Here is a 16491-nt window from a genome sequence, read left to right on the forward strand (position 1 = left end):
GAGACACACATGAAAGGAATTATCTTAGCTGGGGGTTCTGGTACACGCCTTTATCCATTAACGCGTGGCGTTTCAAAACAGCTATTACCAGTCTATGACAAGCCCATGGTTTACTATCCAATATCAACATTAATGTTAGCAGGCATTCGCGATATATTAATAATTACCACGCCGGAAGATAATGAAAGCTTCAAGCGCTTATTAGGTGACGGTAGTGATTATGGTATAAATCTAAGTTACGCAGTACAGGCGTCACCAGACGGATTAGCTCAAGCATTTTTAATTGGTAAAGAGTTTATCGGTGACGATAGCGTATGTTTAGTACTTGGCGATAATATTTTCTATGGTCAATCTTTTAGTAAAACGCTTAAAAACGCTGCAAGTCGAGATACAGGAGCAACTGTATTTGGTTATCAAGTTAAAGATCCAGAGCGGTTTGGTGTTGTTGAATTCGACAAGGATATGAAGGCAGTATCTATTGAAGAGAAACCAGAAAAGCCGAAGTCTAATTATGCAGTAACTGGGCTTTATTTTTATGATAATCGCGTGGTTGAATTTGCAAAGAAAGTAAAGCCATCACATCGTGGAGAGCTTGAAATAACAACACTAAATGAGATGTACTTAAATGATGGTACTCTAAATGTTGAATTACTAGGGCGTGGTTTTGCATGGCTAGATACAGGCACTCATGAGAGTCTCCATGAGGCCTCGTCATTTGTACAAACTATCGAGAATGTGCAAGGCTTGAAAGTGGCATGTCTTGAAGAAATTGCATGGCGTAATAACTGGTTAAGTACAGAGCAGTTACTTAAAATAGCTAAACCAATGTTGAAAAATGAGTATGGGCAATACCTAAATCGTTTGGCCAAAGAGAAAAAGTAATGAAAGTACTTATTACTGGTAAAAATGGCCAGGTGGGGAGTAGTTTGATTGCACAACTAACCGCTATGCCTGCAATGGACTTTTTAGCATTAGGCCGTAAAGAGTTAGATATCACTAATTCTGAAGAGGTTAATAGGATTGTAACTGAGTTTAGACCAAATGTTATTATTAATGCTGCGGCCTACACAGCAGTAGATAAGGCTGAGTCTGAGCAAAGTATAGCTCATGCGATTAACTGCCAAGGGCCTAAAAACCTAGCTGTAATTGCTAAAGAGATTAATGCTGTAATTATTCATATTTCAACTGATTACGTTTTTTCCGGTGATAAAGAAGGTTTATATACTGAGAGTGATACAGTAAAACCGCAATGCGTTTATGGGCAAACTAAACTTGCAGGAGAGCAAGCTGTAGCAGAAGCCTGCGATGAGCACATTATATTACGTACTGCATGGGTTTTTAGTGAGTACGGCAGTAACTTTGTGAAAACAATGCTTCGTTTAACTCAAACGCGTTTAACATTAGGTGTAGTTGGTGACCAGTTTGGCGGGCCAACTTATGCAGGTGATATAGCTGCTGCAATTATTGATATCGCCGAGCAGCTACAAAAGGGTAGTCATCATTACGGGGTATATAATTACACAGGGTATCCATATGTTAGCTGGCAAGAGTTTGCAGTGCAGATATTCGAGAGTGCTTTAGCTAATAAGATGATTAATTCTCCTATCGCAGTAAACGCGATTACAACTGCAGAGTACCCAACACCAGCCAAACGTCCTGCCAACTCAAAACTTGATTGTTCTAAAATAGCCTCTGACTTTAGTATTATTCAAAGCGATTGGCATGCAGCATTGAAATCACTCAAAAAATATCAATAGATAGGTTTTTTATGAAAGTAATAGATACAGAAATAGCGGATGTAAAAATTATTGAACCAATGAAGTTTGGAGATGATCGCGGTTTTTTTATGGAAACTTGGAATCAAAAGCAATTTGAAAGTCTAGTGACAAAAAAACCGACACAATTTGTGCAAGATAATCACTCTAAATCAAAACAAGGCATACTTAGAGGTCTACATTTTCAAAGGAAGAACACACAAGGTAAATTAGTACGTGTGATCTCAGGGGAGGTTTTTGATGTTGCAGTAGATATACGTAAAGACTCTGCGACATTCGGAAAATGGGTTGGTATTTATTTAAGCGCTGAAAATAATCGCCAGCTTTGGGTTCCAGAAGGGTTTGCTCATGGTTTTTATGTTACGAGTGAAGAAGCTGAATTTGTATACAAGTGCACAAATTATTATCACCCGGAGTCAGAGGTATCAATTGCTTGGAATGATAAAGTTCTAGATATTAAGTGGCCAATATCGGGGACTCCATTACTATCAGAAAAAGATAGTAATGGGATAGAAATAAATTCTCTGTAATTAAATAATTGTTTTTATTAGTAAGTATAAGTAAAGAACAGACTTATATGATTAGGATATAAAGGACCCAAATGAAAATTCTTGACTGTACATTAAGAGATGGTGGATATTACAATAATTGGGATTTTGAGCCAGAGTTAGTTCAAAGCTACTTACAGGCAGTCGCATTAAGCGGAATCTCATATGTCGAACTTGGCTTGCGTAACTTCCCAAAAAATGAATTTTTAGGTCCATTTGCATATAGCTCTGAAAATTACTTAAAGACTTTAGAATTACCTGATGGGGTAACTTATGGAGTAATGGTTGACGCAAAAACTATTTTATCTAGTCAATTGAGTATAGAAGCTGCTGTAAATGCACTATTTTGCGAAGAGAAAAATAGCTGCGTTAGTCTTGTGCGAATAGCTGCTCACTTTCATGAAGTCGAAGAATCTAAAGAAATAGCAAACCAACTAAAAAGTAAAGGCTATATCGTTGGTTATAACCTTATGCAAGCGGGTGGAAAACCTGATTTAGAAATAGAAGAAAAAGCTAAAGAAATTAGTCAATGGGGAAGTGTGGATGCTCTTTATTTTGCTGATTCACTAGGGAATATGGATGCCAACGAAGTTCAACGAATCGTTAGGCTAATCCAAAAGCATTGGCTTGGTGACATGGGAATACATACTCATGATAACATGGGGCGTGGTCTTGCAAATAGCTTAACCGCACTTGAAGCTGGAGTTGAATGGCTTGACTCTACTGTTACAGGTATGGGACGAGGTGCAGGTAATACTCAAACAGAAAATTTAATGGCCGTATTAGCTGAAAAATATGTAGAACTGAAGCCAAATAAGATCTATGAGTTAGTCATTCGTTATTTTGAGTCAATGCAAAAACAATATGGCTGGGGAACTAACTTATTATATTTTTTAGGTGCACAGCAGAGTGTTCACCCCACCTATATACAAAACCTGTTATCAAACACACATATAGGGAAAGATGAAGTTGTTGGTGCTTTACAATACTTACTCCAACTAAACGGCACTAGCAAGTATGACGGTTCTGTATTAGAAGCTGCGTTGAGTCTTAACAAGAATACTTCAGAAGTTACAGGAGATGATGTCAGTGGCTTACTTGATGGTAGAGAAGTTCTATTAATCACTAATGCGAATTCTGTAGCTAAGCATAAAAAAGCTCTTGAGTTGTACATTAAAAATAATAAACCAATTGTGATCTCATTGAACATAAACAAAGTGCTAGATGATAGTTTTGTAGATTATATTGCAATCACACATAACCTTAAATTTTTAACTGAAAAAGAGAATTACTCTAATTTAAGTAAGCCAATTATTTATCCTGCTCATCGTTTTCCAGCCCAAGATGTTGAGCTTTTAGCCGATAATGGAAACATCAATTACGGTGTTGATATCGCTGATAATACCTTTAAAGTTGAAAAAACATCTTGCCTAATCCCGTCTGAATTAACAATAGCTTATGGCTTAGCATTTTCGATAGCCGCAGGTGCTAATAAAGTTACCTTTGCTGGAGTTGATGGTTATAATTCAAATGATTCAAGGCACTTAGAGATGATTGAGTTCTTCGATACTATTGAAAATGATCTACAAGACAACCTTGGCTTTATATCAATAACTCCAACAACTTACCCTATTAAAAAGGGAAGCGTATATGCTTATATTTGAGCCATACGATCTGATTATATTTGACTGTGACGGTGTTCTTCTTGATTCTAATAATATGAAAGTGGCTGCTATGAGAGCAGCCTTGTCCCTTTCAAATTACTTTTCAGACACACAGGTGGAAGCATTAACGTCACAATTCAAAGAGAACTTTGGCATGAGTCGTTACCATCATGTTGCTAGTTTTACAGAAACATTAGATATTGATGGCGCCGAAAAACAAAAGTTAGAAGAGATGCTTTTATTAGCGTATGCAGAGCAAGTTGATAAATTCTATTTAGAAGTACCTGAAGCTTTAGGAATAAAAAGTACACTTTCCTCGCTAAAAGGTAAGCTTATGTACGTGGCTTCAGGGTCGGAACAGGAGCAGCTAAGAACAGTATTAGAAAAAAGGAATTTTTCTAATTATTTTATTGAAGTTCTAGGCAGTCCAGTATCAAAGTCTCAGAATATTAAAAATATTTTAAATAGTGTGAGCCATATTAGTGCTGTAATGGTCGGTGATGCTCTTGCTGACTATGAAGCGGCTAAGAAAAACAATATAGATTTTATCTTCTATGCACCATTATCAAATGTTAAACAAAGTATGCTTGAGTTAAGTCAAAAACATGACTTTAAAGTTATACATAGTTTTAAGGGTTAACATGTCACTTAGTTACGCAATCGTTATTCCAGCTCGCTACGAGTCTAGCCGCTTCCCGGGTAAACCATTAACTATTATTGATGGCAAACCGATGATACAACATGTATGGGAGCGCTGTTGTCGTGCTGTTGACAAAGAATTAGTGTACATAGCTACAGATAATATTAAAATTGCCAATGCAGTAACAGAGTTTGGAGGCAAGTTTATCATGACTTCCTCACAGTGTTTAACGGGCACAGATCGACTTGCAGAGGCTAATGAAGTACTAAATTGTGATTTCATAATTAATGTACAAGGAGACGAGCCTTTAATCGATCCTAAAGACATAGTAACAGTAATAAATGAATACACCAGGCTGCCAAATAGAGTCATTAATGCTATGTCATTAATTGAGGATGAAGATGAATTTAGATCACCTAACATCCCTAAAGTAGTTGTGAGTAGCTCAAATAGATTAATGTATATGAGTCGTTCGCCAGTACCTATAACAAAGACGGGCGGGTTTGCTTTTGGCTATAAGCAGGTGTGTATTTATGCTTTTTCTAAAGAGCACTTAAGGTTTTTTATGGCTCATGCTGAAAAGTCTAAAGTAGAGGAAGTAGAGGATATTGAAATACTAAGGTTTATAGAGAGTGATATAAGCGTACAAATGGTTGAAGTAGCCAGTTCAAGTATTGCTGTAGATATCCCTGAGGATGTAAATAAGGTCATTTCCAAAATTAAAGCCAATAAAAAACTAGGCTAATTTGCAGAGATGAAAAATACAAAATATCTTATGCTACAAGATGCTTTAAAAAAAGTATTAACTATTGTCTTGTTTATTTTCTTAGTGAGAAACTTTTCTGAAGAGGAGTTTGGTACTTACCAACAAGTATTATTGGTTGTTAGTTTAGCTTCTATTTTATTTAGTGCAGGTGTACCAGTATCACTAACTTACTTTTATGGGCAATACGCTAAGTACTCGCAGCGACAGCAAATATTTAAACGTTTTTTTATTTTCCAACTCCTTTTGCTCTTCTTGGGCGCTATTTTATTAGCTTTATTTGCAAAACCTTTAGCTGAACTTATTAATAATCCTTTGATTGAAAAGTTCATCGTCATTATATTAGTACTTTTTGTGACTACAGCGATATTTGAATATTTTAAAAATTTGAGTGTAATAACAGGAGGTTTAAAAGGGTATTTATATTTAACAACATCAATACAGCTAATTACCGTACTTATAAATATATTTATTGTTATATTCTTAGATAATTTAGCTTATGTACTATTTTTTTCGGCTTTTAGTAATCTACTTTTATTTTTATTTTTACTATATGTAAATAAAAATAGTTTTTTATTGAGGGTTAACAGAGGGTTCGTTTCTTCTGTTGAGATTAAATATATAATAGCGATGGGATCCGTATCTCTAGTTGCTGTTTTAAATGGTTATATTGACCAACTAATGGTGTCTTTTTTGATGGACGCGAGTAGCTTTGCTACTTTAAAAGTAGGAGCTTTTCAAATCCCATTTATTAGTATTATTACAGGCTCATTATTGACTGCGATGATACCTGTTATTTCTAAATTAATACGCTCAAATGACACTAACGGCGTTATTGCTGTGTGGAAGGAGTCGATAGAAAAAGCGACAGTGTTGCTGGTGCCCATCGTTATATTTTGTTTAATTTACAGTAATGAAATAATTTTAACTTTATTTGGCGAAAAGTACGAAAACTCAGTTATTGTTTTTCAGGTCTATATGTTTCAATGGTTGAGGGCTGTTGTTATTTTTGGTGGTGTAATGGGAGCTATAGGGTTAGAAAAAGCACTGTTTAAAAATACGCTAGTAACAACTACATTGAATGTGGTATTGAATTATTTTTTAATTTCAAAATATGGCGTTATTGGGGCCGCTTTCGCGACAACATTTCTAAACTTTTTTGGTGCTTACTTACTTATAAAACCAATAAATAAAAGGCTTAAGGTTAAATTTTCCTCTTATTTCCCAACCAAAATATATATAACTTCAACTTTATTGTCTGTTGGATTGGCATTCTTATTGAAATCTTATAATTTACTTTTTGAAGTTAATATATTTTCTCTAGGTATTATCGCGATTGTTTTTTATATATTAATGATTATTATCCAAATGAAAGTTTTTTATAAAAAAGTGTCATTACTTCAGTTAAAGGAAATGATTTGAAGAAGCTATTTGATAAGTATAAAACAGTGAAAAAACAATTGGCCTATGACCATAAAGGTTATCCAATTGAGAATATAGTATCTCTTGAATTGATTTCTTTGATTTATAAAAGAGAAAATTTCAATATTCGTCGAAGTTTGGTTTATTTTTTTGCGGTTCGTAAAATTAAAATACCGACGCAGAAAGAAACACTTTTTTCTATAGGTGATTATAATCGAAAAGATTATTATGAGCTTTTAAGACATGTTATGACAAGCTACCAAAATGAAAGTGATCTTGTTGATTTATCGAATTCTAAACGAAGTCTCACATTCTCGCTGTCCAATATATTTTCAGCATTTAAGATTGTCTTTTTTAGAAAGCTTGAGTTAAATTTTTTATCGAAAATAACCTTGGCAGCTTCAATCGCACATAACCTTAATAATATTGATTTTTTAGAAAAGCAAACACCGACTAACATTAAGCTTTTTTGTGCATTTTGCAGTAACCTTAATGAAGAAGCTGTACTAAATTACTTTTTCAAAAAAAACAATATACCTACCTATTCTTTACAGCATGGGTTGTGGTTTATTTACGATATCCCGCCGATAGACGCTATTGCTTATGAGAATGTTGTTGCTGATAAGTTACTTTGTTGGGGAGAGTATACCCGTGATGAATTCATAAAATATGGTATGGACGAGCGCAGGCTTGTAGTTGCAGGTTACCCTAAAAAAACAACTCCATTGATTTTACCTAAAAAAAGCCATAAAAAATTAAGAGTGCTCGTGTTGTTGGCTAGGAGTCAATTTGATGAAAATAATCTCAACTTAATCTCCTTGCTTTCTCAGTCGACTTTGAATATAGAGTTTGAATTTAAGCTTCATCCAGCGTTGATAGTAGAGAAGTATTCAGATCAGCTTAAGTCTGAAAGCTTTAATTTTGCGCCTACAGGTACAGTACAAGAGTTATTAAATTTAAACCGCTATGACTGTTCTATTTCTTATAATTCTACAGCTTACTATGATAGTTACATAAATAACTGTATCTGTTTAAGGTATCAAGATGCTGACGCAGATAACGCTATTAGCGTGCTTGATGATAGCTTTACTTCGGTCTCTGAATTTGAAAGTAAAATTAACTTAGTGGTTACTGCACAAAGTGACGAAAAGGTTTGGACGGAAATTGAAAAAAACCTTACATATATATTAGGCTATAGGATCAACAATTATGAAAGTTTTTCTTAAATTAAAAAAATTGTTATTATTGCCAGTATCTCTTAAAAAACGTTATATGGAACATTTATGGTTATTGGCAAAAGGTGCATTAATTTATCGTTTCATGTTTAGTGAGTATGGTTCGCGGAACATCGTACATAAACCTTTATTTATAAGTTGTGAAGCTGTAAAGCTCGAAAGTAATGTGTTAATCGGTCCCCATGCTCGCATAGAGGTAATATATAATTGGAGAGATACTCAATACAATCCTTCAATTTTGATAGGCAGTGGGGTACATATTGAGCAACGATGTCATATAACGGCTGCAGCTTTACTACGAATTGGTCAAGGGACGACAATATTATTTGATGTATTGATTACTGATATTGATCATGAATACCAAAATATTGAAATACCAATGAGTCAACAGCCTCTGATTGTGAAGGAAACTACCATCGGAGAAAATTGCTTTATTGGCAGTGGTGCAAAGATAAATGCGGGAACTACACTTGGAAAACATTGTATTGTGGGTGCTAATGCGGTGGTTCGTGGTGATTTCCCTGACTATTGCGTTATTGTTGGAATACCTGCAAAGATTGTAAAAAGATATAATTTAGCTACGCAAGCGTGGCAAAAAACAAACTCTTTAGGGGACTTTGTTTAGGTCCTCGGTTGTAATAAAATACTTAAAGGTAAATGGTGGTGTGGTGTTAAATTATACAGTTATTGGTGGGCGTGGCTTTATTGGTAATGAAGTCTCAAAAAAATTACTTGAAAATAACCATACTATATATATTCCAGAAAGAAACGATATTGATTTGTTTTCTAAGCCGTTAGGCACTGTAATTTTTTGTGCAGGGGCTGGTGATTGTAAAAATGCACCATTGCAGGTTTTTAAGTCAAATTCATTATTGCTAGCTGAAATATTAGAGAAAGCGTCATTCGATAAACTGATTTATATTTCATCTACTCGCCTTTATATGGGGCAGGATAATACCCAAGAAAATGCAAATTTAGTTGTTTCTAATGGAGATGAAAGACGTTTATTTAATTTATCTAAGTTAATTTCTGAAGAGCTCTGTTTGTTAAGCTCTAAAAAGGTTGTTATCATTCGACCCTCAAATGTGTATGGCTTGGCATTAAATAGCCCCCTTTTCTTACCTGCAATTACTCGTAACGCAATAAATAATAAACATGTTGATATGTACGTTACACCAGAATATGCAAAAGATTATATTTCTATCACTGATCTTGTTGATGCGATTTATCAACTTGCTGAAAAAGATAATCTAAGTGAAACAGTTTATAATATTGCATCGGGTATAAATACAAAAGCTAAAGATATAGCTAACGTTCTGGAAAGTGAAACTGGTTGCAATATCAATTGGATAAATGGCTGTGTAGATGAGTATTTTCCAGTTAATGATATCTCTCGACTAAAAAAAGAAATAACATTTAATCCTCGAAATGTATTAGATGATATGAAAATTATGATTGATGATTTTAAAGATAAATTAATTTAGGTATTTCGAAGGTATTAAAATGGATTTTCAAGGTCGCAAAATATTATTTATAGGTATTGGCTTTTATGATTATGACAAATTAATTGTTGAAAAATTAAAGAACAAAGGAGCGGTAGTTAATTATATCTGCCAATCTCATCGTAATAGAGTAATGAACCAATTTGCTAAGTTTAAATCTGCGAGCCATATAGAAAAAAAACACTCAGAAAAGCATCTATTTCTCCAGCTAGATAATCAAACAAACTATGATTATATCTTCGTAATTAAAGGGGATAGGCTTTGCTCCCAACATATTGATATGTTGAAGAAAAACAACCCAGGTGCTACTTTTATCTTATATCATTGGGATAGTATCAGAAGGGTTGAAGGGGGGGCAAAAATTGCGAGCTTATTTGATAGAGTATGTAGCTTTGATCGTTTGGACTGCAATAAATATTCATTTGATTTTATACCCCTTTTCTATAGAAATAGAATTGAACGGAAAGCTACTTATAAATATGACATTTCTTTTGTGGGCTGGTTGCACTTTAACCGTTTAGACTTGCTAAAAGATATTGCATTAAAAATGGATGTTGTAAACAAGAGCTATAAGTTTTACTTGTTTACGAATCCAATAAACTGGTTTAGGTTAAATATTCTAAAAAGAATAACATTTATCCATAGGAAAACATTAGCTTATAGTGAATATTCGGAAATTGTGAGTAATTCTAATGCGATTTTAGATTTCCATCATCCAAAGCAAGATGGACTTACAATGCGAACAATTGAAGCATTAGGTGCAAATAGAAAAATTATTACGACGAATTCAGATATCAGGCATTACGATTTTTATGAATTTAAAAATGTATTTATTTTAGATGATGATGTAGAAATACAGAGCCTTATTAACTTTATTAATGAGGATTTTTCGCCTGTTCCTGAGTCTATTTTATATCAATACTCGATGGATGCATGGCTTGATAAAATATTTTCCTTTTAGCACGTCGCTGTTGGATCTAATGTTGTACGGTGGGCTCTGTCGCTGAGAGCCACGCCATACAAAAGGTGGGTTTTAAAAAATTCATCTTTTTCTATTAAAATAATTTATAAGTAGCTACCAGTGATAAATTCTTTCCTTTTTGTAATCATCACCTTTGTCGTCACTAGAAATCTACCTTTTTCTACCCTTGCACCTATCGCTAACTTTTGCGTCTTGTGCCTTGTCATAATTGGCTTTCTTCATTGGTTCAAAAAAAGAGACAAATATATCGGTTTAGCTTTTTTACTGATTACATTTCTCGCTTCATATAGCTTATTTTTTTTAGAAAATGATCCGTTACTTATTATGCGGTTTTATATAATTTTACTGTCTTTACTATGTGTACATTTCATTCCATTTAATAGCTTAAAATCATTAAATATCGTAATTGGACTGCATATTCTTCAAGGTATTGTTATTATGGCTATATCTTTGTACCTTTATTCGACTTGGGAAGTATCAAGTTATTTACCAATTAGGCATTGGTTTTTAAATAACGGTTTTGGTGATGTGTATACATATGGAAACGGCTTCTTCCGAGTTCAAATTAAAGGAAATGCTCTTATTCCTTTTTTTGCCATGGTATCTAATTTTTTATATTTGAAAACACAACAAAAAAAGTATCGATTTAGTGAAGCCTTCCTTTTGCTTGCAACACTCTTTGCTGGCAACTTTATGTACCTAATTGGTTGCGGCTTTTATTACATTTGTGCTTTCTTGATGCAAACTAACTATTTAAGTAAGGTTAGGGGGTTGAAGAATATAACGTTATTGTTTGCATCTATTTTAATCATACCGATAGCGGTTACCTCTGCTGTGAATGTGATTGAAAAAAAGTCCACTGGACAAGTCTCATCTATTGGTACTCGTATAGATCAGGCTGAAGTATTGCTTTCTGATATGAGCGATGATGTATTTACTGTACTAGCTGGTAAGGGGCTGGGCAATACGCTCGATGTTACGACAAGTGCGAGAGATTATACTGGTAATATTTATTTTGAACTACAAGGCGTCTATTTTTTAAATCAATTAGGCTTTATCTTTTTAGCATTATATATATTAGCTTTGTTTTATCTCTATAGTAAATTTATATATTTTAACCATTTAGGTTTAATTTATTTATCCTATGTTGGTTATGCTATATCAAACCCGTACATTTTGGATACTAATCATATAATTGTAATTATAACACTCTGTTTATTAAGTAGGTTAATCAGAGCCAATATGTTAGTGACTGGAAAATTCAGTAGGAATGTATATTAAGTAGTTTTAGTGTTTATAAATAGAAAAAATTAAAGTGCGAAATTAACTGGTTTTTTCTTAGATGTTTACTAAGGCAGTGTTTATTTATATAAATGTGATTGAGTTATAATTATGAATGAAAAAGTTTTTTCTGTATTAGTCTTATATAATGCAACCCAAACTGAAGCTGAAGTAGCTGTCAATAGATTAGTTGAGTTGGGTACACAAGTGGTTGTCTGCAATAATTCAAAATATGATGTTGAAATAAATATAAGCGATTGTGTAAAAGTATTTAATTTTAGGGAAAATTTAGGAATTGCAAAAGCTCAGTCATTAGGAATGGATTGGGCTTTTAATAATGGTGCTGACTTTGTATTGCAGATGGATCAAGACAGTGAGCCTGACAGAAATCTACCTAGTAAATTACTAGAGTGCTATCATGAATTAACACAAAATAATTATTCTGTAGGTTTAGTCGGTTGTCAGGATTATGATAAAGATACGTTAGAAGTCAATGAAGCCAAGGTTTCTAAAGGGCAAAGTGTTTATTGTTCAGAGTATATCTCCGTGTCTAGTGTTTTAAGCTCAGGTAGCCTAATTCCAAAAGAAGTATATTTGCAGGTTGGAGGAATGGATGACGATTTATTTATCGATGCAGTTGATTTTGAATACTGCTGGAGAATCAAAGCTGCCGGCTATCTAGTTATAAAAAATAACAAAGCAAAACTTGCTCATAAATTAGGCGATGGCAATAAGAAGATACTGCTTTTTATTAATGTAGGTGTTTGTAGTCCTATTCGACATTATTACCAATTTAGAAATACTCTACTTTTAATGAAACGTGGTTACGTGCCTATTTATTGGAAAATATCTAGTTTAGCAAAGCTACTTTTTAAACTATTTATTTATCCATTCACATTACCAGACGGGTATGTACGTTTTAAATACATGTTAAAGGGGATTAAAGATAGCTTGATGGGGCGAGTAGGTATAGTTACATGAATTTTTCTGTACTAATGTCAGTATATTGCAAAGAAAATGCATTATTCTTGGATGAAGCGCTAAGGAGTATTTACAATCAAACTTTAAAGCCGACCGAGGTTGTACTCGTTCAAGATGGACCTCTCTCCAGAGAACTATATGCTGTTATTAAGAGCTGGAAATCTAAATTAAACATAGTCGATGTTTTAATGAAAGAGAATGTTGGTTTGGGGGCAGCTCTAAATGAAGGTTTGAAATATTGTCGTTACGATTTTGTAGCCAGAATGGATACTGACGATATTGCCCTTGAAGAACGCTTTGAGCAGCAGCTTTCTATTTTGACATCTTTAAACGTTGATGTTTGTGGCTCGTGGATTAGCGAATTTGACGATGATCCAAGTATCATCTTATCAATAAGAGAGGTTCCCGAAAAACATTGCGATATAGTTAAATTCTCTAAGTCAAAAAATCCAATCAATCATCCATCAGTTATGTTCAAAAAAAGGGTGGTAGAGCAAAGTGGTGGCTATCAGAATGTGTTGTATTTTGAAGATTACTTCTTATGGTTGAATTTAATTAAAGCGGGATTTGTTTTTTACAATATACCTGCAGCGTTAGTGCATATGAGAGCTGGTTTTAATCAATTATCTAGACGAAGTGGTTATTTATACTTCAAGCGAGAGCTGTATTTTTATAAGTGTTGCTATAAAAATAAATTATTGCCTAAAGGGCATATACTAAAAAGCTTAACATTAAGAATGCCTATAAGGCTTCTACCTAAGGTTATTATTGCAAAAATTTATACATTGATTAGAAATAGTAAAACCTAGGAGTAATCCCTTTTTTAAGTAAGTTTTGTAGCATAATGAGTTTTTCGTGGCTTCTATGTTATTTTGATCCTTGTGTTACAGGAAAAATAAGTAATTAAAAATAGAATAAACTTCAGTTTATAACTCACGCTCGTTAAACTCATCAGCAGCTTAGGTAGAATAATTGAATTGCCCTTAATAAAAGAATCTAAGGGCATTAAATGCTTTGTATTTATCCGTTTATTACATCATTGTTAGAAACCACTTACCCTCGAAGTTGAATGTTCTGTTGTATCCTAACTTCGGAAAATAAATATATTCTAGTTTGTATTCGGTAGACTCAGTTGTGATAGATACGGCATTAACTTTTTTATTTATAAGTATTATTTCCGATTTCTATAAATATTTGTTCGTCTAAAACTGCTTTATACCTTGCTGCCAAAGCAGCTTTTGCATCATCATCGCCATGTACAATTTTTATATGGCTTGGCTTTTTATACATACCCGTTACAAACTTAATTAATCCGTTTTGATCGGCATGGGCACTGTACCCGCTAATTGTATGTACTTTTGCGTTTATAGTAATGCGAGCATCATTTATAAAAACATACCCATTACGCGGGCCATATTTTTGAATTTCGCGGCCTAACGTTTTGTTTCCTTGGTAACCTACAAATAATACATCGGTGGTTTTGTCATTTAAAAATCGCTCAAGATAATTAACTATACGCCCACCAGTGCACATACCGCTTGCTGCTAATATTATGGCTGGTGTTGGCCGCGAACTTAAATAGTTGATAATAGCCAAATGCTCTTTGTGTGAATCAACCGTAGTTAGGTTTTTAAAATCGAGCGGGTGCCTACCGTTTGCAACTTTGCGTTTAGCTTCGCTATCCCATAGGTGTTTAAACTTTTTGTATTGCTCAGTAAAATTGGCTGCCATAGGGGAGTCGAGTATTACGTGAATGTCTCGCCACTTAGACTTTTTAGATGAGCTATGTATGAGTTGCTCTAGCTCGTATAGCAGCTCTTGTGTGCGGCCAATACTAAAAGCAGGAACTAAAACAACACCATTGTCGGCTACGGCGCGTTCAATAATGTTTTTTAGCGTTTTTGTACGCTCTTTACGGCCTTGATGGTTTTTATCGCCGTAGGTTGATTCAATAACTAGAGTGTCGGCTTTGTAGGGCGGCTTAGGCGAAGGGAGTAGCGGGGTATATGGCGCGCCTAAATCCCCTGAAAACACAACGCGATGTTTGTTGTTATTATTATTTGTAATATCAATTTCAACGTAGGCAGAACCTAATATATGCCCAGCACGCTGAAACCTCGCCTTAGCTTTATCGGGCGCTTTGAAAGGCAGTTTAAACCACGTTTTATAATCAACAGCAACTATGCGTTTATTTAATAAGCTTAAGCAGGCAGCTATAATTTTGGGGTCGCGGGTTACACCCACTTTTAAAGCGTCTTCAATTACTAAAGGTAACAAACTGGCCGATGCAATACTTGTATAAATAGGGCCTTTAAAACCGGCTGCTAACAAGTAAGGAATTCGACCAACATGGTCAATATGGCAATGGGTAACAATAAGCGCAGTAACATGGGTAATATTAAACTCTATCGAAAGATCTGCTTTAGAATCCTCACCCTGAAATAACCCGCAATCAACAAGCACACTTGTTTGCTCGTTAACTACCAGTTCGTGGCACGAACCGGTAACTCCATTAACCGCTCCGTGGTGAAGTATTTGCATTGCGCTTCCTTGTTATCAAGTTGTTACATTGAATTTTAAGGTAGAAGCAAAGCCATAAATATTCAAGGTTATAACGCTTGAGCTAAATTAATAACCCCACCTGCAAATATGAACCAACCTGTAGGTGCGAATTTATTTCGCGATTTTATTATTTCTATCATTTTGCGTTCTTACTTAAATCTTAATTTTTGGATCATATAAATTCAGGTTTTTAATAAATTTATTACCTTTTCCTAAACTTTTGTTTAGTTCGTTCTAAACATTGCTTTGTAAGCGCTAAACCAGCGTTAAAGCCTTTATTTCTCTTAAATTCAATAACATTGTTTACTAATGTGAGTGGCTATTAACCACTAAGGCTTATTTACATAGGCACTCTATGGTGGTTATAATGCCGCCGTTATTTAGTTTAGCGTTGTGTTTTTTGCAACTTAGTTATGTGTTAAGGACTATTATGGAAAGTTGGTATTTAGTCGTATGCAAACCTAAGCAAGAAGAGAGAGCTAAAACTAACTTGCAAAATCAAGGGATTGAAGCGTTTTACCCCAAATTAACTACCGAAAGGTTGGTTAAAGGTCGGCGTACCGTCAAACAAACCGCTTTATTCCCTAATTATTTATTTGTATGCCTTGAGTCAAAAAACGGTAATTTTTCTGCTGTAAAAAATACACGTGGAATTGGTGGCTTTGTATCCTATGGATCACAGTATCAATTAGTTTCTACACATATAATTAATCAGCTAAAAAATGAGCGTTCACACACCACAGAATCACTAATACCAAAAGCAGGTGATGTAGTAAGTGTGAATAACGATTCATTTAATAATATACAAGCAATATACAAAGAGCCAGACGGCGACCTGCGCAGCATTTTACTAATTAACTTACTCAATCAAAAAATTGAAGTAAGTGTAGATAATAAAGATATTAAGCAATAATAGCTAAAGCGTAACAGCGTAAAAAATAGCTATATATCAGTACATAGGAACTGTAACCTAAGGGCGGAAGCGTGCCTAAAGCACTGTGGTTAATTACTTGTAGATACCATCTCTCATTTTAAGCTTCAAGGCCGTATTTAACTTTCTTGAAGCTTAAACGCTTCTTGGTTTTTTATTACACCAAAACATATATGAATGAGCTTTCGCATATTTGCACACACAG

At 34.3% G+C, this 16491-nt stretch carries 16 protein-coding genes; 15 read left to right on the top strand and 1 reads right to left on the bottom strand.

The features are described 5' to 3' along the window. The first annotated feature begins 9 nt into the window (after positions 1-9). From rfbA to H5115_RS05845, 14 genes are all read left to right on the top strand, one after another. A complete protein-coding gene (gene rfbA, locus H5115_RS05780; RefSeq protein WP_096792415.1) occupies positions 10-882 on the top strand; it encodes a glucose-1-phosphate thymidylyltransferase RfbA in 873 nt (290 codons plus the stop codon). After that, the gene (rfbD, locus tag H5115_RS05785; RefSeq protein ID WP_182754142.1) at positions 882-1757 is read left to right on the top strand and encodes a dTDP-4-dehydrorhamnose reductase; all 876 of its coding nucleotides are present in this window, start codon (positions 882-884) and stop codon (positions 1755-1757) included. The genes rfbA and rfbD overlap by 1 nt, the downstream gene beginning before the upstream one ends. An 11-nt stretch (positions 1758-1768) precedes the next feature. Continuing rightward, on the top strand, positions 1769-2305 hold the full coding sequence (gene rfbC, locus H5115_RS05790; protein WP_182754145.1) for a dTDP-4-dehydrorhamnose 3,5-epimerase: 537 nt from the start codon (positions 1769-1771) through the stop codon (positions 2303-2305). Between the two features lie 71 nt (positions 2306-2376). Beyond that, positions 2377-3987, top strand: coding sequence for an aldolase catalytic domain-containing protein (locus H5115_RS05795; protein ID WP_182754148.1), 1611 nt, complete (start codon positions 2377-2379; stop codon positions 3985-3987). Next, positions 3974-4627: an HAD family hydrolase gene (locus H5115_RS05800; RefSeq protein WP_096792419.1), complete on the top strand. Its 654-nt coding sequence runs from the start codon at positions 3974-3976 to the stop codon at positions 4625-4627. Before H5115_RS05795 ends, H5115_RS05800 begins: the two co-directional genes overlap by 14 nt. A gap of 1 nt (position 4628) precedes the next feature. After that, a complete protein-coding gene (kdsB, locus tag H5115_RS05805; protein ID WP_165728155.1) occupies positions 4629-5372 on the top strand; it encodes a 3-deoxy-manno-octulosonate cytidylyltransferase in 744 nt (247 codons plus the stop codon). A 9-nt stretch (positions 5373-5381) separates the two neighbouring features. Then, positions 5382-6812, top strand: coding sequence for an oligosaccharide flippase family protein (locus H5115_RS05810; protein ID WP_182754152.1), 1431 nt, complete (start codon positions 5382-5384; stop codon positions 6810-6812). Further along, positions 6809-8038 carry a hypothetical protein gene (locus tag H5115_RS05815; RefSeq protein ID WP_182754155.1) on the top strand — a complete coding sequence of 410 codons (1230 nt, stop codon included), beginning with the start codon at positions 6809-6811 and terminating at the stop codon, positions 8036-8038. The genes H5115_RS05810 and H5115_RS05815 overlap by 4 nt, the downstream gene beginning before the upstream one ends. Continuing rightward, a complete protein-coding gene (locus tag H5115_RS05820) occupies positions 8022-8672 on the top strand; it encodes a DapH/DapD/GlmU-related protein (protein ID WP_220487177.1) in 651 nt (216 codons plus the stop codon). The genes H5115_RS05815 and H5115_RS05820 overlap by 17 nt, the downstream gene beginning before the upstream one ends. A gap of 43 nt (positions 8673-8715) precedes the next feature. Further along, a complete protein-coding gene (locus H5115_RS05825) occupies positions 8716-9531 on the top strand; it encodes an NAD(P)-dependent oxidoreductase (protein WP_182754159.1) in 816 nt (271 codons plus the stop codon). Between the two features lie 19 nt (positions 9532-9550). Further along, positions 9551-10510 carry a hypothetical protein gene (locus H5115_RS05830; RefSeq protein WP_096792424.1) on the top strand — a complete coding sequence of 320 codons (960 nt, stop codon included), beginning with the start codon at positions 9551-9553 and terminating at the stop codon, positions 10508-10510. Between the two features lie 459 nt (positions 10511-10969). After that, positions 10970-11812, top strand: coding sequence for a hypothetical protein (locus H5115_RS05835; RefSeq protein WP_157770531.1), 843 nt, complete (start codon positions 10970-10972; stop codon positions 11810-11812). A 111-nt stretch (positions 11813-11923) separates the two neighbouring features. After that, positions 11924-12793: a glycosyltransferase family 2 protein gene (locus H5115_RS05840; protein ID WP_096792426.1), complete on the top strand. Its 870-nt coding sequence runs from the start codon at positions 11924-11926 to the stop codon at positions 12791-12793. Then, positions 12790-13602, top strand: coding sequence for a glycosyltransferase (locus tag H5115_RS05845; RefSeq protein WP_182754162.1), 813 nt, complete (start codon positions 12790-12792; stop codon positions 13600-13602). The genes H5115_RS05840 and H5115_RS05845 overlap by 4 nt, the downstream gene beginning before the upstream one ends. Before the next feature lie 349 nt (positions 13603-13951). Here H5115_RS05845 and H5115_RS05850 read toward each other — a convergent pair whose 3' ends face one another. After that, a complete protein-coding gene (locus tag H5115_RS05850) occupies positions 13952-15334 on the bottom strand; it encodes an MBL fold metallo-hydrolase RNA specificity domain-containing protein (protein ID WP_182754165.1) in 1383 nt (460 codons plus the stop codon). Positions 15335-15785: 451 nt separating this feature from the next. Here H5115_RS05850 and rfaH point away from each other — a divergent pair, with 451 nt between their 5' ends. Continuing rightward, entirely contained in the window at positions 15786-16268 is a 483-nt protein-coding gene (gene rfaH, locus H5115_RS05855) for a transcription/translation regulatory transformer protein RfaH (RefSeq protein ID WP_182754168.1), read from the top strand. Positions 16269-16491: the final 223 nt, after the last annotated feature.

Origin of the sequence: Pseudoalteromonas sp. SR44-2 (genome assembly GCF_014163745.1) — a bacterium.
Classification (GTDB): Bacteria; Pseudomonadota; Gammaproteobacteria; order Enterobacterales; family Alteromonadaceae; genus Pseudoalteromonas; species Pseudoalteromonas distincta.

What these genes read in the sequence shown, in the direction of transcription:
- H5115_RS05840 (WP_096792426.1), top strand. Translation starts at nt 11,924, where the DNA reads ATGAATGAAAAAGTTTTTTCTGTATTAGTCTTATATAATGCAACCCAA.
- H5115_RS05810 (WP_182754152.1), top strand. Translation starts at nt 5,382, where the DNA reads ATGAAAAATACAAAATATCTTATGCTACAAGATGCTTTAAAAAAAGTA.
- H5115_RS05800 (WP_096792419.1), top strand. Translation starts at nt 3,974, where the DNA reads ATGCTTATATTTGAGCCATACGATCTGATTATATTTGACTGTGACGGT.
- H5115_RS05850 (WP_182754165.1), bottom strand. Translation starts at nt 15,334, where the DNA reads ATGCAAATACTTCACCACGGAGCGGTTAATGGAGTTACCGGTTCGTGC.
- H5115_RS05820 (WP_220487177.1), top strand. Translation starts at nt 8,022, where the DNA reads ATGAAAGTTTTTCTTAAATTAAAAAAATTGTTATTATTGCCAGTATCT.
- rfbD (WP_182754142.1), top strand. Translation starts at nt 882, where the DNA reads ATGAAAGTACTTATTACTGGTAAAAATGGCCAGGTGGGGAGTAGTTTG.
- H5115_RS05845 (WP_182754162.1), top strand. Translation starts at nt 12,790, where the DNA reads ATGAATTTTTCTGTACTAATGTCAGTATATTGCAAAGAAAATGCATTA.
- H5115_RS05795 (WP_182754148.1), top strand. Translation starts at nt 2,377, where the DNA reads ATGAAAATTCTTGACTGTACATTAAGAGATGGTGGATATTACAATAAT.
- rfaH (WP_182754168.1), top strand. Translation starts at nt 15,786, where the DNA reads ATGGAAAGTTGGTATTTAGTCGTATGCAAACCTAAGCAAGAAGAGAGA.
- H5115_RS05830 (WP_096792424.1), top strand. Translation starts at nt 9,551, where the DNA reads ATGGATTTTCAAGGTCGCAAAATATTATTTATAGGTATTGGCTTTTAT.
- rfbC (WP_182754145.1), top strand. Translation starts at nt 1,769, where the DNA reads ATGAAAGTAATAGATACAGAAATAGCGGATGTAAAAATTATTGAACCA.
- kdsB (WP_165728155.1), top strand. Translation starts at nt 4,629, where the DNA reads ATGTCACTTAGTTACGCAATCGTTATTCCAGCTCGCTACGAGTCTAGC.
- H5115_RS05835 (WP_157770531.1), top strand. Translation starts at nt 10,970, where the DNA reads ATGGCTATATCTTTGTACCTTTATTCGACTTGGGAAGTATCAAGTTAT.
- rfbA (WP_096792415.1), top strand. Translation starts at nt 10, where the DNA reads ATGAAAGGAATTATCTTAGCTGGGGGTTCTGGTACACGCCTTTATCCA.